This window comes from Streptomyces sp. NPDC059582 (genome assembly GCF_042735715.1).
Taxonomy (GTDB): domain Bacteria; phylum Actinomycetota; class Actinomycetes; order Streptomycetales; family Streptomycetaceae; genus Streptomyces.
The window spans coordinates 127,142-152,278 of record NZ_JBHWCC010000013.1 but is presented as its reverse complement, the minus strand read 5'-3'; the positions used below and the strand labels follow the sequence as shown (position 1 = coordinate 152,278).

Genomic DNA, 25,137 nt, shown 5'->3' with positions numbered 1-25,137 from the left:
ATGGGGAATGCAGATCAAACCGCGCCTGCAGCTTCTCGACGTATGGCAGGCCATCGCCGGCCATTCCTTCAGGAGTGGCGAATGGAGCTGGGGTGAATGGGGCGGGCGCAGCAGCGTCGCCGATGCCGAACGCCTGCTCTGCCTCATGTATCCCGCCACCGAGATCCCGGAATTCGGCCTGGACAACCCCGACATCACCCAGGAGGACGTGGAGAAGGCCCTCAAAGAGGTGGGGGACGCCACGGAGATTCCCGGGAACCTGGTCCGGGTGCTCAATGAGTTCATGGCGAAGCACCACGGTGGCGACCTGGGTCCCACGTTCGCCGGCGGCTACTACTTCCTGCCGGAGGACCCCGAGCAGGAACTCACCAAGGAACAGCGGGAATTCGGGGTCGTCGACTCCTTCTCGATGTCCGTCACCCTGTGCCTCGCCACCCTCGGATTCCTCCGGGTCTACCGGACGAGAACGACCCGCCCCGAGACGCAGAAACTGATCCAGGGGCTCTGGGACACGACCAGCCAGCGGCTCACCTCCGCCATGGTGAGCCTTCTGCGCTCCTTCACCGTCAACGTCTTCGACGTCGAGTCCTCCCAGGGGCAGGCCATGAGCCGCCTCCTCGGCCGTGGGCGGGTGTCCGAACGGGTCGTCCTCCAGCGGTTCCAGGAGCGCTTCAAGGCCCTGCGCGCCGTCATCGGCGAGAGCCTGACCCTCGGTGTCGAGGTCGAGGAGCAACTCCGCAACGACAACCGCCTGTTCGAGTGCGGCTGGGCCTGGAGCCTGGTCAAGGACGCACCCGAGGTGGAGACCACCGACGACATCGGCGGGCAGCCCGATGGCGCGGCGGACGCCGTCCCCTACCTGTACTTCACCGTCGTCGCGCTCGACGGTATCCAGGACCTGTTCTCCGACCGCACGCTCACCCTCGCCCTGCTCAACCCCGAACAGCAGCGGCTGGCCGAGGCGTTGCGACTGCGGTGGGAGATCACCCAGCAGTACTGGTCGGGCATCGCCCGCTTCGGGGACGACCGATGGCCCCTGGAGGACATCCCCTGGCGGACCACGGGCCAGCAGCTGGAGTCGGAGTACTTCTCGCTCTGCGTGGCCTCCATCCTCGTCCACGACCTGGTCCGCCGCCGGGCCACCGACGACGACCTCGCCCGCACCGTCGACGTCATGGAGCGCCTCGCCGAACGCGGCCGCATCACCAGCCGGGCCACCGACGGCGATCCGGCGGTCCGCCTGCACAACCCGGGCGTCTTCCTGCCCCTGCTCGGCAGCGACCGCCAGGGCCCGGCCATGCAGTGGGCCATGACCGACTTCTCGGCGCAGCTGCTCAAGCGGACCATCCAGCTGTGCTCCCTGTCCCGCAACCTCTCCTCCCGCGACCGGCTGCTCCAGCTCGCCGAGGACATCCTCGGCCACCTGTGGCTGCGGCGCGTCAGCGAGGGTGAGGGCAGCGGACTGTGGGACAACGTCCACGCGGTCTACCCCAGTTCGGAGGAGCGCACCGGCCCGCTGTCCTGGAGCATCACCGAGCGCGTCACCGAGTGCATGGTCGCCGCCTCCCAGCTCTACAACCAGGCCCCGATCCGCAGCGCCGAACTGAGCGCCCTGGCCCGGGCCCTGCTCAGCGAGGCCACCCACCTCCTGGGCAAGGAACAGATGAAGCCCGCCCCGCCGGCCAAGAGCCGTGGCGGCGAGGAGCTGCAGAGCGTCGCGGCGGACCTGCGCCGCGCCCGCCTGGTCCTCGACAACCAGCCGGGCACCGCCTGCGCCCTCGCCTACGGAGTGCTGCGCAGGCTCGACATCCTGGCCCGGGCCAGGGACACCGGTTCGGGGGTGTGAACCGTGCTCGTCTTCGCCGCCTCCGACAAGGGAGGCACCGGTCGCTCGGTCACGAGCGCCAACCTCGCCTACCGCAGAGCCCTCGACGGGGACGACGTCTGTTATCTCGACTTCGACTTCGGCTCGCCCACCGCCCCGGCCGTCTTCGACCTGCCCGACGTCCTCAAGGAAGCCGAAGGGCGCGGCCTGCACTCGTATCTGAAAGGCGAAACCGGCGAACCCCTGCGCGTCGACGTCTGGGCCCGCACGGAGCATTACGTCCTGCGCGACAAACCCGACCGCTCCGGACGGCTCGTTCTGCTGCCCGGGGACCGCAGCGGCGGCGAATTCGTCACCGACACGGAGAACCTCCACCGCTGCGTGGACCTGATCCTGCGGCTGAAGCGCGAATTCAATGTGATCGTCGTGGACCTGAGCGCCGGCCGCAGTTACGCGATGGACCTGGCACTCGCCGCCACCGCCGGGGAGGAGTTACGGCGCATCAAAGCCCGCTGGCTCATCTACCACCGCTGGACCCGCCAGCACGTGATGGCCGCCGCCGAACTCGTCGGCGGCAAACAGGGCATCGTGAGCGCCGGCGAGGAATTGGGGCACGACCGGCAGGCGCTGCTCGGCGCCATCCGTTTCGTACGGGCCGCCGTGCCCGATCTCGAATCGCCGCTGTGGTCCCAGCTGCCGCCCGCCCAGTCGGCGTGGATGCGCCAGTACAACAAACAGCTGGAGACCATTGCCGCGGACCTGGGTATCGGCAGGAGCAGAGTTCTGGGATCGGTGCCGCTGGAACCCGTCCTGCAATTGCGGGAACAGCTCATCACCGACCAGGACGTGCTCGACAGCCGGATCGCCAACATCGAGACCTGGCAGGCGATGGGTGTCCTCGCCGAGCGGCTGGCCGACGACAAGTACTGGGGGCAGCTGTGAGCGGAACCGGAGCCGTCTTCCAGGAGACCAGCGCCCAGCCACGCACCGAGGCCGTGCCCTTCTCCCATCTCTCCCTGGAACTCGGCCACTTGTACATGGAGGACTTCGCGGAGGGCCCCGAGCGGCTGTACCACCACTTCTCCGCCGTACGACCCTGGGTGGAGGCGGCGCGCGCCTCGGTGACCGCGCTCGCGGACGGCAAGCCGCCCCGGGTCAGCACCTGCTTCCTGATCGACGACTACTTCAGCCGCCTCGCCACCCCCGCCGAGCTCCTGCCGCCCCTGCTGAAGGCCGCCGAGCGGGCCGGACTGACCATCGACTATCTGGCCCGCGAGTCCGGCTGCGCCCGCACCGACCCGAAGCGGCCCGAGCGCGGCGGACTCGCCGACGCCGTCCTGAGCCGGCTCGTCGAGACACCTCCGCCCGGCAGCAGGGGCTTCCGCCCGCCCCTGGAGCAGACCGGCTGGCTCAGCAACGGCCGCCGCGCCCCCGACCGCCGCACCACGGCCGCCCTCAGCGCCGCCGCCGTCTGGCAGCCGCCCAGCGAGACCGGCGCCCGCGGACACTCCGTCTTCGTCGACGTCGAGCTGTGGGACGAGCACACCGGCAGCCGCGTCTGGTCCTGCGCCTTCCTGGCCGCCGTATGGCAGCTGGCCCGCCTGGGGCTGCTCCGCGACAAGGGCAGTGTCGTCCTCGCCCCCACCACCTGGGGCGCGGCCGCCTTCCCCGAGGACTGGGACGCCCTGCCGTTCCTGCTCCGGCTCAACCCGTCGGCGGCGCCCTTCACGGCGTACTACACGTGCAGTGTGCTGCCGTCCCGCTTCCTGCCCGTCGAGCACGCGGTCCGGGTCGTACTCGAACAGACCCACGTGGACGCCGGCGCGCAGGCCCAGGTGGTCGCGCGTGCCGCCGCCGAGCGGTTCACCGTGCCGGAGGGTGTCGTGGAGCGCACCTCCTACATGTTCCCGCCGGGGCTGTGACATGGGTGCGACGGGGGAGACGCCGCGCCCGGTCCTCGCCTGCGGCGAGGTGCGCACCTGTCTGCTGCCGTGCCGCGACGCGGTGAGCGCGGCGGTCGCCGAACGGCTCCTGCGGCTGCGCGCCGACGAACAGGTCAGCACGTCGAAACACCCCAACCTGTACGTGGTGTCTCCCGAGGTGCTCACCGGCGTCGACTGCCGGCTGCCCACCGCCAACAAGGCCAAGGTCCGCGCGGTCGGCACGGTCGCGGCCCGCGCGAGCCTCACCGACGGCCGCGTCCTCCAGGCGTCGGCGTACTTCTCGGCTCCGGCGGCGGGCCCGGACCGACGCCGGCCGTGGGGCTACTACCTGGTCCGACCTGGGGTACTGGTCCCCGTCGGCACCCTTTCCGCCACTGCCGTCGGCGACGGCTTCCTGATGCAGGATCAGACGGGTGGCGGCGACGAACTCGATGTCGGCTCCGTCGCCGAGAGCCTCCTCGGCACGGTCTCCCGCAACCGCCTGCTCGTCGACTACGACGTCCCGCTCACCTCCCGCACCACCAGCCTGCGCTGGGCCGCACTGCCCGCGGCGGCGGGCGCGGGCGTGTCGCTGAAGCGCTTCACGGTCACCGAGGGAAGCCTGCGGCTGGTCGAGTTGCGGGTTCCGGACGACATCGAAACCACCGCCGTGGCCCGCCTTGCCGAGGATTTCGCCCTCCATGACTGGCTGTTGACGACAGTCATTGACAAACTCGACGGTATCCGGCTCGGATCCGCGGACGAGACAGCCGCGTTGAAGGTGCTGGGCCCGCTCGTCGAGCATCTGCTGCACCTGTGGATGCCGGGAGCGCGGATGGACCGACGGCTCGCCGCCCTGTGGGACGTACTCGAAGACGGCTCCGGGTACAGCCGGCAGTGGCACACCCAGGTTCAGCGCGTCCGTGACCAACTCGCCCTATGGGGGACCGCGGTGCGGCGAGAGTCCCTTGCGACGCCCTGAACGCGCACAGCTCGATCCCGACGGGGGAGATACGAGATGAACGCTCCGATATCGACGCGAAACAACGGCGGAACGACCGGCCGGGGGGACCGGGGCCACGACGACAACGCGCGGTCGCTGCTGCGGAAGCTGCTGATCACCGTGGCGACCGGTGGTGGGGCGTATGTGCTCACCAACGTCATCTCACCGGGTCCGGACGACCTGTGGCGGGTGGTCCTGTCCGTCCTCTTCGGCGGGGCGATCCTGATCGTCCAGTTCATGATCACCTTCGCGCAGCAGCTGGGCGAGCTCAGAGGTGTGGTCGAGCAGCGCTTCGTCGACATCGGTGAGGCGACCAAGCTCTTCAACGAGGTGGAACAGCTGCGGGGCGACGGGGTGCCCCGACTGGCCGAGTACGCCACGAAAGTGGTCGCCAACGGGCCCAAGATCCTGCACGACTTCGCGGGCCAGGAGATCGAGCGCCTCGCCGGGTACATGTACAACTTCGCCAACCTCAACGCCAAGTCCCCGGGCGAGAACCACGACTGGCTGCTGACTCTCACCAAGTGCGCCACGACCTCCATCGACGCCATCAGCACCTCGCCCGTCGACGGCGACTTCTGGAACAGCGAGCCCGCAGGCCGCTACCTGGAGGCACAGCGCGTGGCGATCGACGACCCGCAGCGCAGGGTAAAGGTGCGGCGCCTGTTCGTCGTGAAGCAGCCGGAGGACATCGCGTCGCTCGACGAACTCTGCGAGGAGCAGCGGAGCATCGGCATCGAGGTGAGGGTCGTGGCCCTGCCGCAGCTCCCGATCAACGCACAGCGGGGCAAGATGATCGACTTCATCATCTTCGACGGGGCACTGTCCTACGAGATCACCGCGGACCAGATGGGCGTGCCCTCGTGGACGACGGTGGACGCGACGGAGAAGGAAGTGCAGGAGCGGGTCAAGCGCTTCGCCGAACTGTGGAGCATCAGTCCGAACGGATTACCGGCCTCCGTCCGGACGGCGACGACCCCGCCCGAGCCGGGTGAGTCCTGACACCCGCATCACCGTCACGCCGCCGGGCGAGCCCGGCCCCCGGCCGACGAGCGCCCGCCGGGGCGCGGCTCCTCGACGAGCCGCGCCCCGGCCCGCACTCCCCGTCGCTGCGCCGCGGAGCTAGTGCCGCAACGGGCAACGTTCGCCCCGTCGCGACGCCCGGCACGCACTCCCGCCGCACCGGCCGAAAGCCCGAGTACGCCCGGTACGAGGACTTCCGGCCGGCACGCCGGGAGCAGGCACCGGACCCCGCTCCTTCACGGGCGAACGTGCCTGCCACGGCACTAGCTGTCCTCGGTCATGACCTCCGCGAGCAGCTCGGCCGTCTTCACCACCAGGTCGTTGTCGGCGGCTGCGTCCTGCGCCGGCTTCGTCGTCAGCACCGACAGGACCAGCGGGGTGCCGTCATCGGTCCAGGCCACGCCCACGTTGTTGTTCGTGCCGTAGGAGCCGGTGCCCGTCTTGTCGGCGATCGACCATGTCGTCGGCAGCGCGAGGCGGAACCGGTTGACGCTGGTCGTGTTGCGCAGCAGCCAGTCCGTCAGAATCCCGCGGTCCGGGCGGGACAGGACATCGCCGAGGACGAGACGGCCGTACGAGCGCCCGATCGCGTACGGGCTCGTCGTGTCGGTCCGCCGCCACGGCTCGGCCGAGTTCAGTACCGTCTCCCAGCGGTCGAGCCGGGTCACCCGGTCGCCGATGGAGCGGGCGAAGCGGGTGATCGCGGTGGGCCCGCCCAGTTCGCGCAGCAGCAGGTTGCCCGCGGTGTTGTCGCTGTAGCGGATGGCCACGTCGGCGAGCTCGGCCACCGTCATGCCCTCGGCCAGCTTCTCCCGGGTGTGGTCGGAGCCGTCCACCAGGTCGTCGGCCGTGTAGTGCACGCGGCGGTCGAGAACCTCGCCGTGCCGGTCCAGGTCCCGCAGCACGGCCGCCGCGGCCAGCGTCTTGAACAGGGAGCACATCGGGAAGCGCTCGTCGGCGCGGTGGCGGACGGACCGGCCGGTGCGCACGTTGTAACCGAACACGCCGAGGCGTGCGCCGTGCGCCTCCTCGACGGCGCGCAGCCGGGCGGTGACGTCGTCCTCGGCCGCGCGGGCCGGCGCGGCGGCCAGCAGCGCGGTGGCGGCACCGGCGGTGAGGACGGTGCGCCGGGCGGTCATCGGTAATCTCTCGGGGCCAAAAATCTTGCTCTCCTTCGATCGGGCTCACCGAACGCCGGTCCGGGCTCGGTGAACGTTCCTTCCGTCACAGACGCAAAGTCTCCTGCCCCGGTTGCGGGCGCGACAGTCGCGCGGGGGCAGTACACGTCCTCCTCGGGCCGCCGCCCGGTCGTCAGGAAGCGGGAGACCGTACGGTCGCCACAGGCGTTGCCGTCGGCGAAGCAGGAGTCGTGGCCGGTCGCGTTCACGGTCACCATGACGGCCCGCGCGCCGAAGGCCGCGCGCAGTCCGCGGGCGCCGCTCAGCGGGGTGGCGACATCGCGCTCGTTCTGCGCGAGCAGCACGTCGGACGCCCCGTGGTCCGGTCCGCCCCATCCGGCAACAGCCCGATCCTCAGGGGTTCACCTCCGTCCCGGCCCTCGGGGTACCCCCGACCCGGGTACTCGCGTCGGGGTCGGTCCGGGACATGGCACGCCCGCTCCGGACGTACGAGAGAATGGGCCGCATGAGTCTGTTCCGCGACGACGGCATCGTGCTGCGCACCCAGAAGCTGGGTGAGGCGGACCGGATCATCACGCTGCTCACCCGCGGTCACGGCCGGGTGCGGGCGGTGGCCCGTGGCGTGCGGCGGACGAAGTCGAAGTTCGGGGCCCGCCTCGAACCCTTCTCCCACGTGGACGTGCAGTTCTTCGCGCGGGGCAGCGAACTGATCGGGCGCGGGCTGCCGCTGTGCACGCAGAGCGAGACCATCGCTCCGTACGGTGGCGGGATCGTCACCGACTACGCCCGGTACACCGCCGGGACCGCCATGCTGGAGACCGCCGAGCGGTTCACCGACCACGAGGGTGAGCCCGCCGTCCAGCAGTACATGCTGCTCGTCGGCGCCTTGCGCACCCTCGCCCGCGGCGAGCACGCATCGCACCTCGTGCTGGACGCCTTCCTGCTGCGCTCCCTCGCCGTCAACGGCTACGCGCCGAGTTTCGGCGACTGCGCGAAGTGCGGGATGCCCGGTCCGAACCGTTTCTTCTCGGTGGCGTCCGGAGGCTCCCTGTGCGTGGACTGCCGGGTGCCGGGCAGTGTCGTACCCTCGCCGGCGACCCTCGAACTGCTCGGCGCGCTGCTTACGGGAGACTGGGAGACCGCGGACGCCTGCGAGCCGCGGCACGTCCGGGAGGGCAGCGGGCTGGTGTCCGCCTACCTGCACTGGCACCTGGAGCGCGGACTGCGCTCGCTCCGGTACGTGGAGAAGTAGGCCGCTCGCCCGGTGCGTGCAGAATGAAGCCGTAACCCGTCAGAGGAGACGAGAAGCACATGGTCGTACGCGGGATCCTGGGCCGCCAGCGCCGCGAGTACAGGACGCCGGAGCCGCACCCGTCCGGCGCCCGCGCGCCGAAGCTCCCCGGTGAGCTGGTCCCGAAGCACGTGGCGATCGTCATGGACGGGAACGGCCGCTGGGCCAAGGAGCGCGGGCTGCCGCGCACCGAGGGGCACAAGGTCGGCGCCGAGCGCGTGCTGGACGTGCTCCAGGGCGCGGTCGAGATCGGCGTCGGCAGCATCTCCCTCTACGCCTTCTCCACCGAGAACTGGAAGCGCTCGCCCGACGAGGTGCGCTTCCTGATGAACTTCAACCGCGACTTCATCCGCAAGACCCGTGACACGCTCGACGAACTCGGCATCCGGGTGCGCTGGGTGGGCCGGATGCCCAAGCTGTGGAAGTCGGTGGCCAAGGAACTCCAGGTCGCCCAGGAGCAGACCAAGGACAACAACAAGCTCACCCTGTACTTCTGCATGAACTACGGAGGTCGCGCCGAGATCGCCGACGCGGCGCAGGCCCTCGCGGAGGACGTGAAGGCGGGCCGGCTCGACCCGTCGAAGGTCAACGAGAAGACCCTCTCGAAGTACATGTACTTCCCGGACATGCCGGACGTGGACCTGTTCCTGCGCCCGAGCGGCGAGCAGCGCACCTCCAACTACCTGCTCTGGCAGAGCGCGTACGCCGAGATGGTCTTCCAGGACGTGCTGTGGCCCGACTTCGACCGGCGTGACCTGTGGCGGGCCTGTATCGAGTTCGCCTCCCGGGACCGCCGCTTCGGCGGCGCGATCCCGAACGAGCAACTGCTGGCGATGGAAGGTGAGTCGGGCCCCGAGTAGCGTCGGCGGCGGCCACCTCGCGGCCACCGGGGGTTCACGCGGACCATCGACGATCCACTCATGAGACGCGTCACTCCCACCCTCACGCTCGCCGTGTGCGCCCTGCTGGTCACGGCCCTGCCCGCGCGGGCCGCGGACCGGCAGCCGGCGCACCTCGACAGCTACGGCACCAAGGCGCCCTACACCCCGCAGCAGAGCCCGCGCTCCTACCAGCGGCCCCCGGCGGGGTTCACCCCCGTCTTCACGGAGAACGTCTCCCGCCACGGCTCCCGCGCCGCCACCGACAGCGAGGACGGCGACCTGATCCTCGCGCTGTGGGACAAGGCGCAGGGCTCCGGTCAACTCACCCGTAGGGGAGCGGAGTTCGGGCCGAAGGTGCGGGCTCTGCTCGCCGAGATGGCGAGGGTCGGATACGGCAACCTCAGCGCCCGCGGCAAGCGGGAGATCCAGGACACGGCCGTCCGCACGGCCGAGCGTCTGCCGTCCCTCTTCACGAAGATCGTGGCGGACGGCGAGAAGATCGACGTCGTCAGCTCGGGGCAGGGCCGCGCGGTCGACAGCGGCAACCTGTTCGCCGCCGCCCTCGCCGGCACCGACCCGGCCCTGAAGCCGCTCATCGGCCCGACCCGCACCGACAAGGACCTGCTCTACTTCCACAAGGCCGACGGGGGCGCGGCCTACCGCGACTACATCGAGAACGACCAGCGCCTGGCGAGCACGCTGGCGGGCATCATCGACCAGCCGAAGACCCACACGGCCGCCCGCAGGGTGCTCCGGAAGATCTTCAAGGACGCGTTCGTCGAGCAGCTCCCCGACGCCGACCGGGTCGCCGCGGCCCAGGCCGTCCACAACCTGTACGCGATCGCGCCCGCGATGAGCGAGGAGAGCCCGGGCGGGGACGGCTGGGGGATGCAGCGGTACATCTCGGCCTCGGACGCGGCCTGGTTCGGGTACCTGGGCGATGCCGAGGACTTCTACGAGAAGGGTCCCGGCTTCGCGGACAGCGACATCACGTACCGGATGGCCGACGTGCTGCTCGACGACTTCTTCGCGCAGGTGGAGGCCAAGCGGGACGGCACCGGCACGCTGGGCGCCGAACTCCGCTTCACCCACGCCGAGGAGATCATCCCGCTGGCCGCGCTGATGGGCCTGCCGGGCAGCACGCAGCCGGTCACCGCCGACCGGCCGTACACCCGCGGCGGCAACCCCTGGCGGGGCGCGTCCGTGGCCCCGCTGGGCGGGAACATCCAGTGGGACGTCTTCCGCAAGGGCGGTCGGTACCTGGTCCGGATGCTCTACAACGAGAAGGAGACCGCGTTCAGGGCCGACTGCCACCCGGTGTCGAAGGGCAGCAAGTTCTACGACCTGGACGAGCTGGAGCGCTGCTTCGGCCGCGCGTGACCAACACCTGCCCGCCCTCTGCACGACCCCGCCCCATGGTCCCGGACAGGGGCATGGGGCGGGATGCCACGGGCGGGGCGGTTCAGTCCTGCCGGGCCGTCGCGCACTCCGCGCAGTCCGCGCACGTGCCGAAGATCTCCACGGTGTGGGCCACGTTGACGTAGCCGTGTTCCGCCGCGATGGCCTCCGCCCACTTCTCCACGGCCGGGCCCTCCACCTCCACCGCCTTGCCGCACACACGGCAGACCAGGTGATGGTGGTGGTCCCCCGAGGAGCAGCGGCGGTACACCGACTCGCCGTCGGAGGTGCGCAGGACGTCGACCTCGCCGGCGTCGGCGAGGGACTGGAGCGTGCGGTAGACCGTGGTCAGGCCGACCGAGTCGCCCTTGTGCTTGAGCATGTCGTGCAGGTCCTGCGCGCTGCGGAACTCGTCGACCTCGTCGAGCGCCGCCGCCACGGCGGCACGCTGCCGGGTGGAGCGGCCCTTCACGGGCGGTCCAGCGGTCGTCACGGGTTGCCTCCTCACGTCTGCGCCTGCCGGGCCATTGTGCCAGTCCGGCGTGTCACCGGTCAGACGCCGACCGTGCCGTCGGCCCCCCGGCCGGCCGGAATCGCACACTCTGCCGGGTCCCCGGCGGGCTGTGCGGCGGCCAGCGCCCGGGCGCGCCGCCGGGCCAGCGGAGCGGCCAGCGCGGTCAGCGCCACGAAGGCCCCGATGGTCAGCAGCACGATCGTCGCGCCGGGCGGCACGTCCTGGTAGTACGAGGTGACCGTGCCGCCGATCGTCACCGTCACGCCGATGGCGACGGCGATCGCGAAGGTCGCCGCGAAACTGCGGGTGAGCTGCTGGGCCGCCGCGACCGGGACCACCATCAGGGCGGACACCAGCAGCAGGCCGACCACGCGCATCGCGACCGTCACCGTCACCGCCGCCGTGACCGCCGTCAGCAGGTTCAGGGCGCGCACCGGCAGGCCCGTCACCCGGGCGAACTCCTCGTCCTGGCTGACCGCGAAGAGCTGGCGGCGCAGCCCCAGGGTGACCAGCAGGACGAAGGCGGCGAGCACGCAGATCGCCGTCACCTCGGACTCGGACACCGTCGAGAGCGAGCCGAAGAGGTACGAGGTCAGGTTGGCGTTCGAGCCCGTCGGCGCGAGGTTGATGAACATCACGCCGCAGGCCATACCGCCGTAGAAGAGCATCGCGAGGGCGATGTCGCCACGGGTCCTGCCGTACCAGCGGATCAGTTCCATCAGGATCGCACCGAGGACGGAGACCGCCGTCGCCATCCACACCGGTGAGGTGTTCAGCAGCACGCCGAGGCCGACGCCCGTCATCGCGACATGGCCCAGACCGTCGCCCATGAGGGCCTGGCGGCGCTGGACGAGATAGATGCCGACGGCGGGGGCGGTGAGGCCGACCAGGACGGCGGCGAGCAGGGCTCGCTGGACGAGGGCGTAGTCGAGGAGTTCCATCAGCTCAGCAGTCCCGTGCGGATCGGTTCGGCGCCCGCCGGTGCGTGCGGGTGTACGTGGTCGTGGCCGGGCAGCGCGTGCTGGCCGACCGCCTGCGGAGGCGGCCCGTCGTGCAGGACGCAGCCGTCGCGCAGCACGACCGCCCGGTCGATCAGGGGCTCCACGGGGCCCAGTTCGTGCAGGACCAGCAGGACCGTCGTACCCCGGGATACCTGCTCGGCGAGCGTGTGCGCGAGCACCTCCTGGCTGACCAGGTCGACACCCGCCATCGGCTCGTCCATGATCAGCAGTTCGGGTTCGGCGGCGAGGGCGCGGGCGATGAGCACCCGCTGGTGCTGGCCGCCGGACAGGGCGTTGACCGAGTCCTTCGCCCGGTTCGCCAGGCCGACCAGCTCCAGGGCCCGCCGGACGGCCTGGTGGTCGGCCTTGCGGAGCATGCCGAAGCGGGCCCGGGACAGCCGCCCGGAGGCGACGATCTCGGTCACCGTCGCGGGCACCCCGCCCGCGGCCGTGGTGCGCTGCGGTACGTAGCCCACTCGCCGCCAGTCGCGGAAGCGGGCGCGCGGGGTGCCGAACAGCTCGATCTCGCCGGCGCTGACCGGTACCTGGCCGATGACGCTGCGCACGGCCGTCGACTTGCCCGAGCCGTTCGCGCCGAGCAGCGCGACGACCTCACCGCGGCGCACGGTCAGGTCGATCCCGCGCAGGACGGGCCGCGCACCCAGCTCGGCGCGGACGCCGCGCAGCGATATGACGGGCTCGCTCATGCCCGCTCCCTCCGTGGAGATCACTTGGCGCCCAGGGCGGTGCGCAGCGCCTTGAGGTTGGCTTCCTGGACCGAGAAGTAGTCGGTGCCCCGGGACTTGTCCGTGATGCCCTCGATCGGGTCGAGGACGTCCGTCTTCAGGCCCGCGTCCTGGGCGACGGTCCTGGCGGTCTTGTCGCTGACGAGCGTCTCGTAGAACACGGTCGTGACGCCGTCGGCCTTCGCCATCCTCTCAAGGTCCTTCACGCGGTTCACGCTCGGCTCCGACTCGGGGTCCAGGCCGTTGATGGCCTCCTCGGTCAGGCCGTAGCGCTCGGCGAGGTAGCCGAAGGCGGCGTGCGTGGTGATGAAGACCTTGGAGTCGGTGTGGGCCAGGCCGTCCTTGAACCGGGTGTTGAGCTCGTCGAGCCTGTCGACCAGGGCGGCGGTGTTCTTCCGGTAGTCCGCCGCGTGGCCGGGGTCGGCCTTCTCGAAGGCGGCCCCGACTCCCTTGGCGACCTCGGCGTACTTGACCGGGTCGAGCCAGATGTGGGGATCCAGGCCGGCCGACTCCTCGCCCTCGTGGGTGTCGTGCTCGGCCGCGTGGCCGCCGACCTCGTTGCCGTGCCCCTCCAGCTTGGTCAGGGCGGCGGCGTCGATCTTCGTTCTCGCCTCGGACTGGGCGACGGCGTCGTCCACGGCGGGCTGGAGGTTCTTGAGGTAGAGCACCGCGTCGGCGGCCTCCAGCCCCACCCGCTGCCGGACACTGACCTCCAGGTCGTGCGGCTCCTGGCCGGGCTTGGTGAGGCTGGTGACGTGCACATGGTTCCCGCCGATCCGCTCGGCGAGGAAGGCCATGGGGTAGAACGACGCGACGACGTCGAACTTGTCCGTGCTGCCCACGGCCACGCTGTCGGTGGAGCAGGCGGAGAGGACCCCGAGGCCGAGGGCGGTGGCCGCCGCGACCGCGACCCCGGATATGTGCTGTCGTCGTACGTTCATGACAGTCATTTTCAACAAATATGGAAACCGTTGTCAACAAGCATCTCGGTAACGGCTCGCGGAGGTCCGGCGGACGTCCAGACCCTGGCCCGATTTGATTGAGGGGGAGCCTGCGCCGGTACGCTGAAGCATTCGCTGGAAGCATCTCGCTTCGTCGCCCGTCGTCGTTATGAAGAGAGCACCGTGGCCGCCGACAAGATCGACACCATCGTCAGCCTGAGCAAGCGCCGTGGCTTCGTATTCCCCTGCAGTGAGATCTACGGCGGCCAGAAGGCCGCCTGGGACTACGGACCACTGGGTGTCGAGCTCAAGGAGAACCTGAAGCGCCAGTGGTGGCGCTACATGGTGACGTCGCGCGAGGACGTGGTCGGTATCGACTCGTCCGTGATCCTGGCCCCCGAGGTCTGGGTCGCCTCCGGCCACGTCGCCACCTTCACGGACCCGCTGACCGAGTGCACCTCGTGCCACAAGCGGTTCCGTGCCGACCACCTGGAAGAGGCCTACGAGGCCAAGCACCACCGCCTGCCGGAGAACGGCCTGGCGGACGTGAACTGCCCCAACTGCGGCAACAAGGGCCAGTTCACCGAGCCCAAGCAGTTCTCGGGCCTGCTCTCCACCCACCTGGGCCCGACCCAGGACAGCGGCTCCGTCGCGTACCTGCGCCCCGAGACCGCCCAGGGCATCTTCACCAACTTCGCCCAGGTGCAGACCACCTCGCGCCGCAAGCCGCCGTTCGGCATCGCCCAGATGGGCAAGTCCTTCCGCAACGAGATCACGCCCGGCAACTTCATCTTCCGCACCCGCGAGTTCGAGCAGATGGAGATGGAGTTCTTCGTCAAGCCGGGCGAGGACGAGAAGTGGCAGGAGTACTGGATGGAGCAGCGCTGGAACTGGTACACCGGCCTGGGCCTGCGCGAGGAGAACATGCGGTGGTACGACCACCCGAAGGAGAAGCTCTCCCACTACTCCAAGCGCACCGCCGACATCGAGTACCGCTTCCAGTTCGGCGGCAACGAGTGGGGTGAGCTGGAGGGCGTCGCCAACCGCACGGACTACGACCTGGGCGCCCACTCCAAGGCCTCCGGCCAGGACCTCTCCTACTTCGACCAGGAGGCCGGCGAGCGCTGGACCCCCTACGTCATCGAGCCCGCCGCCGGTGTGGGCCGCGCGATGCTCGCCTTCCTCCTCGACGCCTACATCGAGGACGAGGCCCCGAACGCCAAGGGCAAGCTGGAGAAGCGCACGGTGCTGCGCCTCGACCACCGTCTGGCCCCGGTGAAGGTCGCGGTCCTGCCGCTCTCCCGTAACCCGGAGCTGTCGCCGAAGGCCAAGGCCCTCGCCACGGCCCTGCGGCAGAACTGGAACATCGAGTTCGACGACGCCGGCGCCATCGGCCGCCGCTACCGCCGTCAGGACGAGATCGGCACCCCGTACTGCGTGACCGTCGACTTCGACACGCTGGACGACAACGCCGTGACGGTCCGTGAGCGCGACTCGATGAAGCAGGAGCGCGTGTCGCTGGACCAGATCGAGGGCTACCTGGCGAGCCGTCTGATCGGCGCCTGACGCCGCGCGACGCCATCACCGGTGCCGGGTCCCGTTCGGGGCCCGGCACCGGTGCGTTCACGGGCCGCGGGGGCCGGCCCGGCCGCCTGCGTCAACGGCCTTGAAGGGACCTGACGTTGTCGCCGAACGTCCAGTTCTTCGAGCCGTCCCAGTTGATCGACCAGGTCATCAGGCCCTTGAGCGAGGTGCCGTAGTGCCGCCACGCCTGCGACACCAGACTCGGTGACATGTATCCGCCGCCCGCGCCCGACTGGGCGGGCAGCCCCGGGACCTGCTTGTCGTAGGGCACCTTGACGGTGGTTCCCTGTACGACCAGTCCCTTGTTCAGGCAGTCGGTCTGGGCGGCGAAGCCCTCGACGGTGCCCGCGGAGTACGAGTCGCCGGAGCAGCCGTACATGCTGCCGTTGTAGTACTGCATGTTCAGCCACCACAGGCGGCCGTTGTCGGCGTACTTCTTGACGATCGGCAGGTAGGCGCCCCAGATCGAGCCGTACGTGATGCTGCCGCCGGTGACGTACGCCGTCTCCGGGGCCATGGTGAGCCCGAAGTTCGACGGCATCTGCGCCAGCACGCCGTCGATGATGCGGATCAGGTTGGCCTGGGACGTGGAGAGGCGGCTGATGGTGCCGCTGCCGACCAGGCCGGTCTCGATGTCGATGTCGATGCCGTCGAAGTTGTACTTCTTGAGGATCGGCACGATCGTCGCGACGAAACGGTCCGCGACCGTGGACGAACTCAGGTCGATGCCGGCCGCCGCCCCGCCGATGGAGAGCAGGATCGTCCGGCCGGAGGCCTTCGCCGCGCACATCTCCGCGGGCGTGGCCACCTTGACCCCCGCGTCCATGCCGTCCTCCCACAGCGCCGTGCCGTCGGAGCGGATGACCGGGAAGGCCGCGTTGATCACGTTGTAGCCGTGCGCGGCGATCCGGGAGTCGGTGATCGGGGTCCAGCCGAAGGGCGGGTGGACGCCGTTGGCGGCGCCGTCCCAGTTCTCCCAGTAGCCCTGGAGAACCTTGCCGGCCGGGCGGGACTTGACCGCGCAGGTGTCGGCCGCGGACGCGGTGGGGGCGGTGGCGATCGAGAGGGGGACGAGGACGGCCGTGGTCAGCGCGGCGGCGAACAGGCGCAGCGTGCGGCGGAGCATGCGGGGCCTCCCGGTGGGGGGTCGGTGAGGTGTCGTAGACATGACAGTGCTCGTGGTCCAGACCTCTCGTCAATGGGTCTGGACCAGAACGAGGGGTCGTCGGTACCGGGCGGAGTATCAGGTGACAGGTAACAGATATTGAAATCTGTCAGCTGTCATGGCAAGGTGGAGGACATGACGACGCACATTCGAACCCTCGGAACCACCGGCCCCCAGGTCTTCGCCCTCGGCCTCGGCTGCATGGGCATGTCCGCGCTGTACGGAGACGCGGACCGGGGCGAGTCCATCGCCACCGTCCACGCCGCCCTGGAAGCGGGCGTGACCCTGCTCGACACCGGCGACTTCTACGCCATGGGCCACAACGAGATGCTGGTCGGCGAGGCCCTGCGCGCCGCTCCCGCGGCCCGGCGCGAACAGGCCCTGGTCAGCGTGAAGTTCGGCGCGCTCCGCGGCCCGGACGGCAACTGGTCCGGCTACGACGGGCGTCCGGCCGCCGTACGGAACTTCGCCGCCTACTCCCTCCAGCGCCTCGGCGTGGACCACATCGACGTCTACCGGATCGCCCGGCTCGACCCCGCCGTACCGATCGAGGAGACCGTCGGCGCGATCGCGGAACTCGTCGAGAAGGGGTACGTCAGGCACATCGGGCTGAGCGAGGTCGGGGCCGAGACCATCCGCCGGGCCGCCGCCACCGCCCCCATCTCCGACCTTCAGATCGAGTACTCGCTCGTCTCCCGGGGCATCGAGGAGTCGGTCCTGCCCACCACCCGTGAGCTGGGCATCGGCATCACGGCGTACGGCGTGCTCTCCCGCGGTCTGATCTCCGGCCACTTCACCCGCGACCGGCAGCTCGCCGCGAACGACTTCCGGGCGCACTCGCCCCGCTTCCAGGGCGAGAACCTCCAGCACAACCTGAACCTCGTCGACGCGCTGCGGAAGATCGCCGAGCAGAAGGGCGCGAGCGTCGCCCAGATCGCCATCGCCTGGGTGCTCTCCCGGGGCGAGGACATCGTGCCGCTGGTCGGCGCCCGCACCCGGGAGCGGCTGAGCGAGTCGCTGGGCGCGCTGGACGTGACGCTGGACGCGGCGGACCTGGCGGCGATCGAGGAGGCCGTCCCGGCGGACGCGGCGGCGGGCGACCGCTACCCGGCCGCGCAGATGGGCCACCTCGGCAGCAAGTAGCGTCCGGGCCGCCGGGTACGGTCGGAGTCATGTCTCCCACCAGCGAAACCCTGACCGCGGAGCGCATCCTCGCCGCCACCGAGGACGTGCTCCGCCGCCACGGCCCGGCGAAGGCCACCGTGGTGGACGTGGCCCGCGCGCTCGGCGTCAGCCACGGCAGTGTCTACCGCCACTTCCGTACGAAGGCGGCGCTGCGCGAGGCCGTGACGAAGCGGTGGCTGGACCGTACCGCGGAGACCCTCTCCGCGATCGTGTCCGAGGACCGTGACCCCGAGTACCGGCTGCGCGCCTGGCTCCGGGCCCTGTTCGAGGCCAAGCGCCGCAAGGCGGGCGACGACCCGGAACTGTTCGCCACCTACATGGTGCTGACCGACGAGAACGGCGAGGCGGTCGGCGAGCACGTCACCGACCTGACCGGCCAGCTGACCCGGATCGTCGAGGCGGGTGTCGCGGCGGGCACCTTCAGCGCCCCTGATCCCGGGGCCGCCGCCGGCGCCGTCTTCCAGGCCACGGGCCGCTTCCACGACCCGTGCTACGCCCGCGAGTGGGCGAAGCCGGGCGCCGAGACGGAGTTCGAGGCGGTCGTGGACCTGCTGGTACGAGGTCTGCGCACCACCTGAGGGGTCGGTCCGGGGCCCGCTCAGCCGTCCGCCGTGGTCGGTCCGGGGCCCGCTCAGCCGTCCGCCGCGCACCGCCAGAACTCCCGCATCAGCGGAGTCGGAGTCGGATTCTCCATCGCGACCTGCGTGAGGAGGATCGCGACCGAGCCCGTGGCCGGGACGAGGTGGGCCGTCGTGCCCGTGCCGCCGACCCAGCCGTAGCGGCCTGGGACGTTCCAGGGGTCCACGGGAGCGATGTCGACCTGGGCGCCGTAGCCCCAGCCCTGTCCCTCCAGGAAGAGGGCGCCCCGTTCGCGCTGGCGGGGCGTGAGATGGTCGGTGGTCATCCGGCTCACCGAGGCCGGGGAGAGCAGCCGGCGGCCGTTCGCCTCACCGTCCGCCAGGAGCATCCGGGCGAAGGCCAGCCAGTCGTCGGCCGTGGCGGTCAGCCCGCCGGCGCCCGACGGGAACGCGGGGACCCGGCTCCAGGCACCGTCCGGGGTGTCCGCCCGCTCCAGGGCGCCGGGCACCGGACCCGGGCGGTACGACGTCGTGAAGCGGCCGCGCTTGTCCGCCGGTACCTCGAACGCCGTGTCGCGCATGCCCAGCGGCTCGAAGATCCGCTCCGCCAGGAAGTCGGGGAGCGTGTCGCCCGACGCCCGGGCCACCAGCACTCCCTGGAGGTCGGAGCAGGTGTTGTACAGCCAGGCCTCGCCCGGCTGGTACAGCAACGGCACCTCGGCGAGTGCGGCCAGCCAGGTGTCCGGGTCCGGTTGGGCCCGCGGGGCGAGACCGTCCTTGTGGACCTCGAGCAGGGCCTGGACGGCGGGCAGGGCGAAGTCCGAGGGGAAGCCCCAGCCCGCCCGGGAGCTCAGCAGGTCCTCGACCGTGACGGGACGGGCCGCGGGCACCACGTCGTCCACCGGGCTGGACGGGGTGCGTACGACCATCGGCTTCGCCAGTTCCGGCAGCCACCGCTCGACCGGGGAGTCCAGGTCGATGCGGCCGTCCTCCACCAGCATCAGCACCGCCGCCGCCGTGACCGGCTTGGTGATCGAGGCGATCCGGAAGATCGAGTCCCGGGCCATCGGGGCGGTACCCTCGGTGTCGGTGGCACCGACGGCCACCACCTCGACGTCCTCGCCGCGGGCCAGCACGCCCACGGCGCCGGGCACCGTGCCGTCGTCGACGTGCCGTCGCAGGGTGTCGTACAGAGCGCTCATGGCAGACCTTCCGGTGCGTGCGGGGGCATCGTGCGGAATGAGACTCCCCGCGCTGCGGAAAGTCATCTCGCCGAGTTCCAGTGCGTCATCGCCCCGCGCTCGGGAACGTCAGCCCCGCGTACTCCCGGAGGTCATCGACCCGCGCCGCGGAAGCTATCGCGACGCCTCCTGCGTCTCCGACGGGTCCACCGTGGCCTGGTGGGCCTCCGCCAGGTGCTCCTGCGCCTTCAGCCAGGGCAGGAACTGCGCGCCCTGCCGCCAGCCGCACGTCTCGCACCTGATCGTGCGCCGACCGCCCGCGCGCTGCACCGTGACCACGTGCTCGCGCCCGTGCTGGTCCCAGCGGGACACCTTGCTCGCGTTGATCGGCATGACGCCTCCGACGGTCACTCCGGGCAAACCTCGGCCAGCAAGGAGTGTGCAGCAAGACCAACATCAACAGGGGATTCTTCACGGTGAGTTCGCCAAGCCGTGCCCACGCCGCGGTCCCCGCACCCGGCCCGCTCAGCCGATCGTGCGGGGCAGCCGCAGGCCGAGCAGCCCGGTCAGCACCACTGCCGCCGTCGGCGGCGTCGGCAACCCGGTCGTCGCACATGCCCAGGTCCGGCACCAGGACCGGAAGAGTCGCAGGGCGTGTGTCGAAAGTCCCGTCCGGCCCGCGACGCCTGGCACGCCGCCTCACCGCGTTGTCGCGTTGTCGGGACCGTCCGCGTACGTCCGGTACGCGGACGACCCTCCGCCTTGCGACGCACCGCACCGGACGCCGCGGGCCCCGCCCTCCGGGCGGACGACGCCACTTTCGAAACGCGCCCTAGGCGCGGCCGCTCGCGCCCACCACGTCCCGCGCCTCCACGGACTCCAGGCGCTCGGCCGTCCGCTCGGCGGTGCCGCGTGCCCACCGCCCGCTGGTCAGCACACCGAGCACCAGGACGCAGAAGCCGCACCCGGTGAGGATCCACCAGCCGGGCCGGGCCGCCGACACGAACGACTGCGCGTACGACGACGCTCCCACGCCCGAGGCCAGCACCGCACCGATCACCGCGACACCGAGCGTCTGCCCGAGCTGCCGGCTGGTGGAGGCGACGGCCGCGGCGACACCGGCCTGGCTGCGCGGCATGCCCGAGACCGCCGTGTTGGTGATGGGCGCGTTCACGAAGCCGAAACCGACGCCGAAAAGGGCGTACCCGAGGAACAGGGTGGCGTTCGACGTCTCCGCCTCGAAGGCCCCGAACAGCACCCCGCTCGCCGTCATCGCGAGACCGGCGATCAGCAACGGCAGCCGCGGGCCCCGGCTGCCCACCAAGCGTCCGGACAGCGGCGCGCACAGGAACGTCGGTATCGCCATCGGCAGCATCCACAGGCCCGCGTGCAGGGCGTCGAGCCCGCGGACGTTCTGGAGGTACAGGGTCGACAGGAACAGGAAGCCGCCCAGCGCGGCGAACGCGCTGACCGCGACGACCGTGGCTCCGCTGAACGGCGCCGACCGGAAGAAGCGCAGGTCGATGAGGGGTTCCGGGCGTCGGGGCTCGAACCACAGCAGCCCGGCCAGGGCCGCGGCGGCGACCGCCGCGAACGGGACGACCGAGGCGAGGCCCGCGTTCGGCGCCTCGATGATCGCGTACGTCAGCGAGCCGAACAGCACGATCACCAGCAACTGGCCGAGCGGGTCGGGGCGGCGGGCCTTCGGCGCACGGGACTCGGGGACATAGCGGAGGGTCATCACCAGGGCCGTGAGTCCGACCGGCAGGTTTATCCAGAAGATCGACCGCCAGCCGACCGAGTCCACCAGCAGGCCGCCCACCAGCGGGCCTGCCGCCATCGAGATGCCGACGACCGCGCCCCAGGCGCCGATCGCCCGCGCGCGCTCGCGCGGGTCCGTGAAGGTGTTGGTGATGATCGACATGGCGACCGGGTTGAGCATCGAGCCGCCGACCGCCTGCACCATGCGGAACGCGATCAGCGAGTCCAGGTTCGGGGCGAGGGAGCACAGCAGCGAGCCGGCCGAGAAGACGATCAGGCCCGCCATGAAGACCTTTTTCCGGCCGATCCGGTCGGCCGTGGAGCCCGCCAGCATCAACAGGGCGGCCAGCACCAGCGTGTACGCGTCGATCGTCCACTGGAGCCCGGCCGTGGAGGCGTGGAAGTCACGCTGGAGGGAGGGCAGGGCGACGTTCAGAACGGTGTTGTCGAGGCTCACGATCAGCAGGCTCATACAGCAGATGGCGAGCACGAGCTGACGTCGGCGATGGCTGAGCTCGGGCATGCGATCCATCGTACGCGCATTTCGATAGTGCGACTAACTAATGGTTGATACATGATCAGTGGGAGGTCTCGGCCGGACGGGTGTCCGAGTACCCGCGGGCGTACGGGACAATGGGGGAATGCCCACGCCCGCATCGCCCCTCCAGATCGGCCCGCACACCGTCCGGCCGCCCGTCGTGCTGGCCCCCATGGCCGGGATCACCAACGCGCCCTTCCGCACCCTGTGCCGGGAGTTCAGCGGCGGCAAGGGGCTGTTCGTCAGCGAGATGATCACGACCCGCGCGCTGGTCGAACGCAACGAGAAGACCATGCAGTTGATCCAGTTCGACGCGAGCGAGGACCCGCGGTCGATCCAGCTGTACGGCGTCGACCCGGCGACCGTGGGCAAGGCCGTCCGCATGATCGCGGAGGAGGGCCTCGCCGACCACATCGACCTGAACTTCGGCTGCCCGGTCCCGAAGGTGACCCGCAAGGGCGGCGGCGCGGCCATGCCCTACAAGCGCAACCTGATGCGGGCGATCCTGCGCGAGGCGGTCGACGGGGCCGGGGACCTGCCGGTCACGATGAAGATGCGCAAGGGCATCGACGACGACCACATGACCTACCTCGACGCGGGCCGCATCGCCGTCGAGGAGGGCGTCAGCGCGATCGCCCTGCACGGCCGCACCGCCGCCCAGCACTACGGCGGCACCGCCGACTGGGAGTCCATCGCCCGGCTGAAGGAGCACGTCCCGGAGATCCCGGTGCTCGGCAACGGCGACATCTGGTCGGCCGAGGACGCGCTGCGCATGGTCCGCGAGACCGGCTGCGACGGCGTCGTCGTGGGCCGTGGCTGCCTGGGCCGTCCGTGGCTGTTCGGGGACCTGGTGGCCGCCTTCGAGGGCCGGGTGCAGGACATCGCGCGGCCGGGCCTCGGGGAGGTCGCCGACATCATGGTCCGGCACGCCACCCTGCTCGGCGAGTGGATCGGCGACGAGGCGCGCGGGGTCATCGACTTCCGCAAGCACGTGGCCTGGTACCTGAAGGGTTTCGCGGTCGGCTCCGAGATGCGCAAGCGGCTCGCGATCACCTCGTCCCTGGCGGAGCTGAGGGCCGGCCTGGACGAGCTGGACCTCGACCAGGCCTGGCCGACCGGCGCCGCCGACGGGCCCCGCGGCCGTACGTCCGGCAACAACCGGGTGGTGCTGCCGGACGGCTGGCTGGAGGACCCGTACGACTGCTCGGGCATCAGCGAGGACGCGGAACTGGACACGTCCGGAGGCTGATCAGTCCGCGCTGGGGTGCGGGGTCGAGCCGTACGCCGTCAGGAAGCGGTCGCGGAACGCGCTCATCTTCCACACCGGCGCGTCGTGGGCGGGCCGCAGGCCGTCCGACCAGTTCCAGTCGGCGATCTTGTCGAGCACCTTCGGGTCCTTGGCGACGATCGAGATCGGCACGTCACGGCTGGCGTGGGTACCGCTGACCCGGGAGATCGGCTGGTGGTCGCCGAGGAAGACGAGGACCGTGTCGTCGGTGCCGTAGCGCTCCAGCCACTGGGTCACGGCGCTCACCGAGTACTGGACGGACTTGCCGTACTCCTGCCGGGACTTGGTGGCGTCGGCGATGACGTCCGCCGCCTTGTTGCCCGTCTTCTCGATGCCCGCGAAGCCCGAACCGTCGCCGAGGGTGCCCCAGTCGACCATCTTCGGGATGGGCGCCCACGGCTGGTGGCTGGAGGTCAGGATGATCTCCGCCATCAGTGACTTGTCGCGCTTCTTGCCGTGCTCCAGCCGCTGGAACGCCTCCAGCGCGTACTGGTCGGGCATGGTGGACCAGCTGAACTTCGGTCCCTCGTAGCCCATCTGGAAGGCGTTGTAGACCTTGTCGAGGCCGTAGTACTTCTGCTCCGGCCAGGCCTTCTGCACACCGGGCATGACCCCGACCGTGTCCCAGTCGCCGGTCTTCCCGAACGCCTCGGTGAGGCTGAGGTGGTCGCTGGACATGACGGTCCGGTAGCGCTGCTGGTTGTCGATCCACAGGCCGGACAAGGTGGTGGAGTGGCCGAGCCAGCTGCTGCCGCCGTACGTCGCCGAGGTCAGCCAGCCGCTCTTGGCGTGGAAGCCGGCCTTCGCCAGCGCCTCGGTGCTGGTGGCGAGCGTCTTGTCGACGCCGGGCGCCATGATCGGGTCCTCGATCGCGCTGCGGCCGTAGCTCTCGATGAACGTGAAGATCATGTCCTTGCCGCGCAGATCGGGCACGAGCTGGTCGGCCGGGGTGTTGCCGAAGGTGTCCCGCCCGGCCTCCTTCGCGAACGCCGCCTCGTCGCGGAGGGTCTCCTGCACCGCGCGGGCCTGGTACTTGAAGACGCCTGCCGTGTGCTGCGACGCGATCGGGGTGCCGCCGACCTGGAGGCTGAGGGCGGTGCAGGTGATCCAGACGGTGCCGACGAGGAGGGTGGCCCGGGTCGCCCCGGCACGGTGTCGGTCCAGCAGGTTGCCCAGCCGGACCATCGCGAGCGCGACCAGGACGAGCAGCAGCACCACGACGGCGATGACGCCGACCGTGAGCAGGAGGGTGACCGTCCCGCCGAGCGAGTCCGCCAGATACGACCGGGCGTCGTCGAGCAGGCCCCAGTCGAGGACGATGTTGAAGCGCCGGCCGAGGTAGTCGTTGTACCCCATGTCCAGCATGTTCAGGACGGTCACGGCACCGAGCAGCACACCGGCGGCCGCGGACACCACCAGCCGCGGCCGGCGCGGCAGGCTGAGCAGCACGACGGCCAGCATCACCGCCTCCGCGGGCAGCCGCAGGAACTCCTCCGGCTTCAGGTTCCCGAGTGTGCTCGGCATCTGGAGGCAGAGGTGGACGAGGAGCGCGGCGAGCACGGTGACGGTGAGGGACAGCGCCCGGGAGACACGGGGGTGCTTCGCCCGCCGGGCACGCCAACGGCCACGGATTCCGGGGCGGGTGGGGTGATCGGGGGTGGGGTCGGTGTCGGAGGCGGCGGCCTCGGTCTCGGTGCCGGAGGCGGCGGCCTCGGTCTCGGTCTCGGTCTCGGTCTCGCCGTCGGGGGTGGCGGCCGCGGGCTCGGTCTCGGGCCCGGCTTCGGTCTTGGTCTCGGCCGGTTCGGCGGCGGACGTGGCTGCCTCTTCCGTGGCCGCCTTGTCCGCAGCTGCTGTGTCTGCCGTGTCTGCCGTGTCTGCCGTGACTGTCATGGATGCTGTGCCCGCTGTGTTCGGGTCTGCCGTGTCCGTGTCCGTCTCGGTCGTCGCCGTGCGGGGCTCGTCGGCTGACGCGGTGTCGGACGTGTCGGCTGCCGCCGCCGTGCTGGCTGCCTCGGACTTGTCGGTCTCCGCCGTCTCGGACCCGCCGTCCTCGGCCCCCGCAGGGCTCTCGTCCTCGGCCGGTCGGCCTTCCTCGGCTGCTGTCTCCGCCTTGGTGTCGGCCTCGGTCTCCGCCTCGGCCTCGGCCTCGGTCCCGGACCCGTCGCCCGCGGCC

At 70.7% G+C, this 25,137-nt stretch carries 22 protein-coding genes and 1 pseudogene; 12 read left to right on the top strand and 11 right to left on the bottom strand.

Annotated elements, in window-relative coordinates; genetic code table 11:
• Positions 1 to 7 precede the first annotated feature (7 nt).
• The 5 genes from ACFV0T_RS14690 to ACFV0T_RS14670 are packed head-to-tail and all read left to right on the top strand — an operon-like array spanning position 8 to position 5,752.
• On the top strand, positions 8 to 1,846 hold the full coding sequence (locus ACFV0T_RS14690) for an SCO2524 family protein (RefSeq protein WP_385778324.1): 1,839 nt from the start codon (positions 8 to 10) through the stop codon (positions 1,844 to 1,846).
• Between the two features lie 3 nt (positions 1,847 to 1,849).
• Entirely contained in the window at positions 1,850 to 2,767 is a 918-nt protein-coding gene (locus ACFV0T_RS14685) for an SCO2523 family variant P-loop protein (RefSeq protein WP_385778322.1), read from the top strand.
• Positions 2,764 to 3,747, top strand: a complete 984-nt coding sequence (locus ACFV0T_RS14680; protein WP_385778320.1) for an SCO2522 family protein — start codon at positions 2,764 to 2,766, stop codon at positions 3,745 to 3,747. Before ACFV0T_RS14685 ends, ACFV0T_RS14680 begins: the two co-directional genes overlap by 4 nt.
• 1 nt (position 3,748) lies before the next feature.
• Positions 3,749 to 4,729: an SCO2521 family protein gene (locus ACFV0T_RS14675; protein WP_385778318.1), complete on the top strand. Its 981-nt coding sequence runs from the start codon at positions 3,749 to 3,751 to the stop codon at positions 4,727 to 4,729.
• Between the two features lie 36 nt (positions 4,730 to 4,765).
• Positions 4,766 to 5,752, top strand: coding sequence for a hypothetical protein (locus ACFV0T_RS14670; RefSeq protein WP_385778316.1), 987 nt, complete (start codon positions 4,766 to 4,768; stop codon positions 5,750 to 5,752).
• A 284-nt stretch (positions 5,753 to 6,036) separates the two neighbouring features.
• Here ACFV0T_RS14670 and bla read toward each other — a convergent pair whose 3' ends face one another.
• Together bla and ACFV0T_RS14660 are read right to left on the bottom strand one after the other, a co-directional pair.
• Complete coding sequence (gene bla, locus ACFV0T_RS14665; RefSeq protein ID WP_385778314.1) at positions 6,037 to 6,912, bottom strand: class A beta-lactamase; 876 nt, start codon at positions 6,910 to 6,912, stop codon at positions 6,037 to 6,039.
• A gap of 137 nt (positions 6,913 to 7,049) precedes the next feature.
• Positions 7,050 to 7,274, bottom strand: a pseudogene (locus tag ACFV0T_RS14660) (alpha/beta hydrolase); the annotation flags it as partial.
• Positions 7,275 to 7,417: 143 nt separating this feature from the next.
• Between ACFV0T_RS14660 and recO the strand changes: the two are divergent.
• Genes recO through ACFV0T_RS14645 form a run of 3 tightly spaced genes read left to right on the top strand, consistent with a single transcriptional unit; the run spans position 7,418 to position 10,464 of the window.
• Positions 7,418 to 8,164 carry a DNA repair protein RecO gene (gene recO, locus ACFV0T_RS14655; RefSeq protein WP_385778312.1) on the top strand — a complete coding sequence of 249 codons (747 nt, stop codon included), beginning with the start codon at positions 7,418 to 7,420 and terminating at the stop codon, positions 8,162 to 8,164.
• A 59-nt stretch (positions 8,165 to 8,223) separates the two neighbouring features.
• Positions 8,224 to 9,063 (top strand): isoprenyl transferase, encoded by an 840-nt coding sequence (locus ACFV0T_RS14650; RefSeq protein ID WP_385778310.1) that lies wholly within the window; start codon positions 8,224 to 8,226, stop codon positions 9,061 to 9,063.
• A 60-nt stretch (positions 9,064 to 9,123) separates the two neighbouring features.
• Positions 9,124 to 10,464, top strand: coding sequence for a histidine-type phosphatase (locus tag ACFV0T_RS14645; protein ID WP_385778308.1), 1,341 nt, complete (start codon positions 9,124 to 9,126; stop codon positions 10,462 to 10,464).
• Positions 10,465 to 10,546: 82 nt separating this feature from the next.
• Here ACFV0T_RS14645 and ACFV0T_RS14640 read toward each other — a convergent pair whose 3' ends face one another.
• The 4 genes from ACFV0T_RS14640 to ACFV0T_RS14625 are packed head-to-tail and all read right to left on the bottom strand — an operon-like array spanning position 10,547 to position 13,684.
• A complete protein-coding gene (locus ACFV0T_RS14640) occupies positions 10,547 to 10,975 on the bottom strand; it encodes a Fur family transcriptional regulator (RefSeq protein WP_385778307.1) in 429 nt (142 codons plus the stop codon).
• Positions 10,976 to 11,034: 59 nt separating this feature from the next.
• On the bottom strand, positions 11,035 to 11,937 hold the full coding sequence (locus ACFV0T_RS14635; RefSeq protein ID WP_385778305.1) for a metal ABC transporter permease: 903 nt from the start codon (positions 11,935 to 11,937) through the stop codon (positions 11,035 to 11,037).
• Positions 11,937 to 12,704 carry a metal ABC transporter ATP-binding protein gene (locus ACFV0T_RS14630; protein ID WP_385778303.1) on the bottom strand — a complete coding sequence of 256 codons (768 nt, stop codon included), beginning with the start codon at positions 12,702 to 12,704 and terminating at the stop codon, positions 11,937 to 11,939. The genes ACFV0T_RS14635 and ACFV0T_RS14630 overlap by 1 nt, the downstream gene beginning before the upstream one ends.
• Positions 12,705 to 12,724: 20 nt before the next feature.
• Positions 12,725 to 13,684, bottom strand: a complete 960-nt coding sequence (locus ACFV0T_RS14625) for a metal ABC transporter substrate-binding protein (RefSeq protein ID WP_385778301.1) — start codon at positions 13,682 to 13,684, stop codon at positions 12,725 to 12,727.
• Positions 13,685 to 13,867: 183 nt separating this feature from the next.
• On the opposite strand from ACFV0T_RS14625, the gene ACFV0T_RS14620 reads away from it, so the two are divergent.
• Positions 13,868 to 15,250 (top strand): glycine--tRNA ligase, encoded by a 1,383-nt coding sequence (locus tag ACFV0T_RS14620; RefSeq protein ID WP_385778299.1) that lies wholly within the window; start codon positions 13,868 to 13,870, stop codon positions 15,248 to 15,250.
• Between the two features lie 91 nt (positions 15,251 to 15,341).
• Here ACFV0T_RS14620 and ACFV0T_RS14615 read toward each other — a convergent pair whose 3' ends face one another.
• Positions 15,342 to 16,394 carry a chitinase gene (locus ACFV0T_RS14615; protein WP_385778297.1) on the bottom strand — a complete coding sequence of 351 codons (1,053 nt, stop codon included), beginning with the start codon at positions 16,392 to 16,394 and terminating at the stop codon, positions 15,342 to 15,344.
• A 174-nt stretch (positions 16,395 to 16,568) separates the two neighbouring features.
• Here ACFV0T_RS14615 and ACFV0T_RS14610 point away from each other — a divergent pair, with 174 nt between their 5' ends.
• Both ACFV0T_RS14610 and ACFV0T_RS14605 read left to right on the top strand, forming a co-directional pair.
• Positions 16,569 to 17,576: an aldo/keto reductase gene (locus ACFV0T_RS14610; RefSeq protein ID WP_385778295.1), complete on the top strand. Its 1,008-nt coding sequence runs from the start codon at positions 16,569 to 16,571 to the stop codon at positions 17,574 to 17,576.
• Positions 17,577 to 17,605: 29 nt separating this feature from the next.
• Entirely contained in the window at positions 17,606 to 18,196 is a 591-nt protein-coding gene (locus ACFV0T_RS14605) for a TetR/AcrR family transcriptional regulator (protein ID WP_385778293.1), read from the top strand.
• Between the two features lie 53 nt (positions 18,197 to 18,249).
• Here the strand turns inward: ACFV0T_RS14605 and ACFV0T_RS14600 are convergent, their stop codons facing one another.
• The 3 genes from ACFV0T_RS14600 to ACFV0T_RS14590 all read right to left on the bottom strand — a co-directional run bounded on the left by ACFV0T_RS14600 (position 18,250) and on the right by ACFV0T_RS14590 (position 21,661).
• Entirely contained in the window at positions 18,250 to 19,398 is a 1,149-nt protein-coding gene (locus ACFV0T_RS14600) for a serine hydrolase domain-containing protein (protein WP_385778291.1), read from the bottom strand.
• Between the two features lie 153 nt (positions 19,399 to 19,551).
• The gene (locus ACFV0T_RS14595; protein WP_385778289.1) at positions 19,552 to 19,770 is read right to left on the bottom strand and encodes a hypothetical protein; all 219 of its coding nucleotides are present in this window, start codon (positions 19,768 to 19,770) and stop codon (positions 19,552 to 19,554) included.
• A gap of 439 nt (positions 19,771 to 20,209) precedes the next feature.
• Positions 20,210 to 21,661 carry an MFS transporter gene (locus ACFV0T_RS14590; RefSeq protein WP_385778287.1) on the bottom strand — a complete coding sequence of 484 codons (1,452 nt, stop codon included), beginning with the start codon at positions 21,659 to 21,661 and terminating at the stop codon, positions 20,210 to 20,212.
• 118 nt (positions 21,662 to 21,779) lie between these two features.
• Here ACFV0T_RS14590 and dusB point away from each other — a divergent pair, with 118 nt between their 5' ends.
• Complete coding sequence (gene dusB / locus ACFV0T_RS14585; protein ID WP_385778286.1) at positions 21,780 to 22,925, top strand: tRNA dihydrouridine synthase DusB; 1,146 nt, start codon at positions 21,780 to 21,782, stop codon at positions 22,923 to 22,925.
• On the opposite strand, the gene ACFV0T_RS14580 is transcribed toward dusB, so the two are convergent.
• Complete coding sequence (locus ACFV0T_RS14580; protein ID WP_385778350.1) at positions 22,926 to 24,854, bottom strand: CDP-alcohol phosphatidyltransferase; 1,929 nt, start codon at positions 24,852 to 24,854, stop codon at positions 22,926 to 22,928.
• Between the last annotated feature and the right edge of the window lie 283 nt (positions 24,855 to 25,137).

What these genes read in the sequence shown, in the direction of transcription:
- ACFV0T_RS14690 (WP_385778324.1), top strand. Translation starts at nt 8, where the DNA reads ATGCAGATCAAACCGCGCCTGCAGCTTCTCGACGTATGGCAGGCCATC.
- ACFV0T_RS14675 (WP_385778318.1), top strand. Translation starts at nt 3,749, where the DNA reads ATGGGTGCGACGGGGGAGACGCCGCGCCCGGTCCTCGCCTGCGGCGAG.
- ACFV0T_RS14670 (WP_385778316.1), top strand. Translation starts at nt 4,766, where the DNA reads ATGAACGCTCCGATATCGACGCGAAACAACGGCGGAACGACCGGCCGG.
- bla (WP_385778314.1), bottom strand. Translation starts at nt 6,912, where the DNA reads ATGACCGCCCGGCGCACCGTCCTCACCGCCGGTGCCGCCACCGCGCTG.
- recO (WP_385778312.1), top strand. Translation starts at nt 7,418, where the DNA reads ATGAGTCTGTTCCGCGACGACGGCATCGTGCTGCGCACCCAGAAGCTG.
- ACFV0T_RS14650 (WP_385778310.1), top strand. Translation starts at nt 8,224, where the DNA reads ATGGTCGTACGCGGGATCCTGGGCCGCCAGCGCCGCGAGTACAGGACG.
- ACFV0T_RS14645 (WP_385778308.1), top strand. Translation starts at nt 9,124, where the DNA reads ATGAGACGCGTCACTCCCACCCTCACGCTCGCCGTGTGCGCCCTGCTG.
- ACFV0T_RS14635 (WP_385778305.1), bottom strand. Translation starts at nt 11,937, where the DNA reads ATGGAACTCCTCGACTACGCCCTCGTCCAGCGAGCCCTGCTCGCCGCC.
- ACFV0T_RS14630 (WP_385778303.1), bottom strand. Translation starts at nt 12,704, where the DNA reads ATGAGCGAGCCCGTCATATCGCTGCGCGGCGTCCGCGCCGAGCTGGGT.
- ACFV0T_RS14625 (WP_385778301.1), bottom strand. Translation starts at nt 13,684, where the DNA reads ATGAACGTACGACGACAGCACATATCCGGGGTCGCGGTCGCGGCGGCC.
- ACFV0T_RS14615 (WP_385778297.1), bottom strand. Translation starts at nt 16,394, where the DNA reads ATGCTCCGCCGCACGCTGCGCCTGTTCGCCGCCGCGCTGACCACGGCC.
- ACFV0T_RS14610 (WP_385778295.1), top strand. Translation starts at nt 16,569, where the DNA reads ATGACGACGCACATTCGAACCCTCGGAACCACCGGCCCCCAGGTCTTC.
- ACFV0T_RS14605 (WP_385778293.1), top strand. Translation starts at nt 17,606, where the DNA reads ATGTCTCCCACCAGCGAAACCCTGACCGCGGAGCGCATCCTCGCCGCC.
- ACFV0T_RS14600 (WP_385778291.1), bottom strand. Translation starts at nt 19,398, where the DNA reads ATGAGCGCTCTGTACGACACCCTGCGACGGCACGTCGACGACGGCACG.
- ACFV0T_RS14595 (WP_385778289.1), bottom strand. Translation starts at nt 19,770, where the DNA reads ATGCCGATCAACGCGAGCAAGGTGTCCCGCTGGGACCAGCACGGGCGC.
- ACFV0T_RS14590 (WP_385778287.1), bottom strand. Translation starts at nt 21,661, where the DNA reads ATGCCCGAGCTCAGCCATCGCCGACGTCAGCTCGTGCTCGCCATCTGC.
- dusB (WP_385778286.1), top strand. Translation starts at nt 21,780, where the DNA reads ATGCCCACGCCCGCATCGCCCCTCCAGATCGGCCCGCACACCGTCCGG.
- ACFV0T_RS14580 (WP_385778350.1), bottom strand. Translation starts at nt 24,854, where the DNA reads ATGACAGTCACGGCAGACACGGCAGACACGGCAGACACAGCAGCTGCG.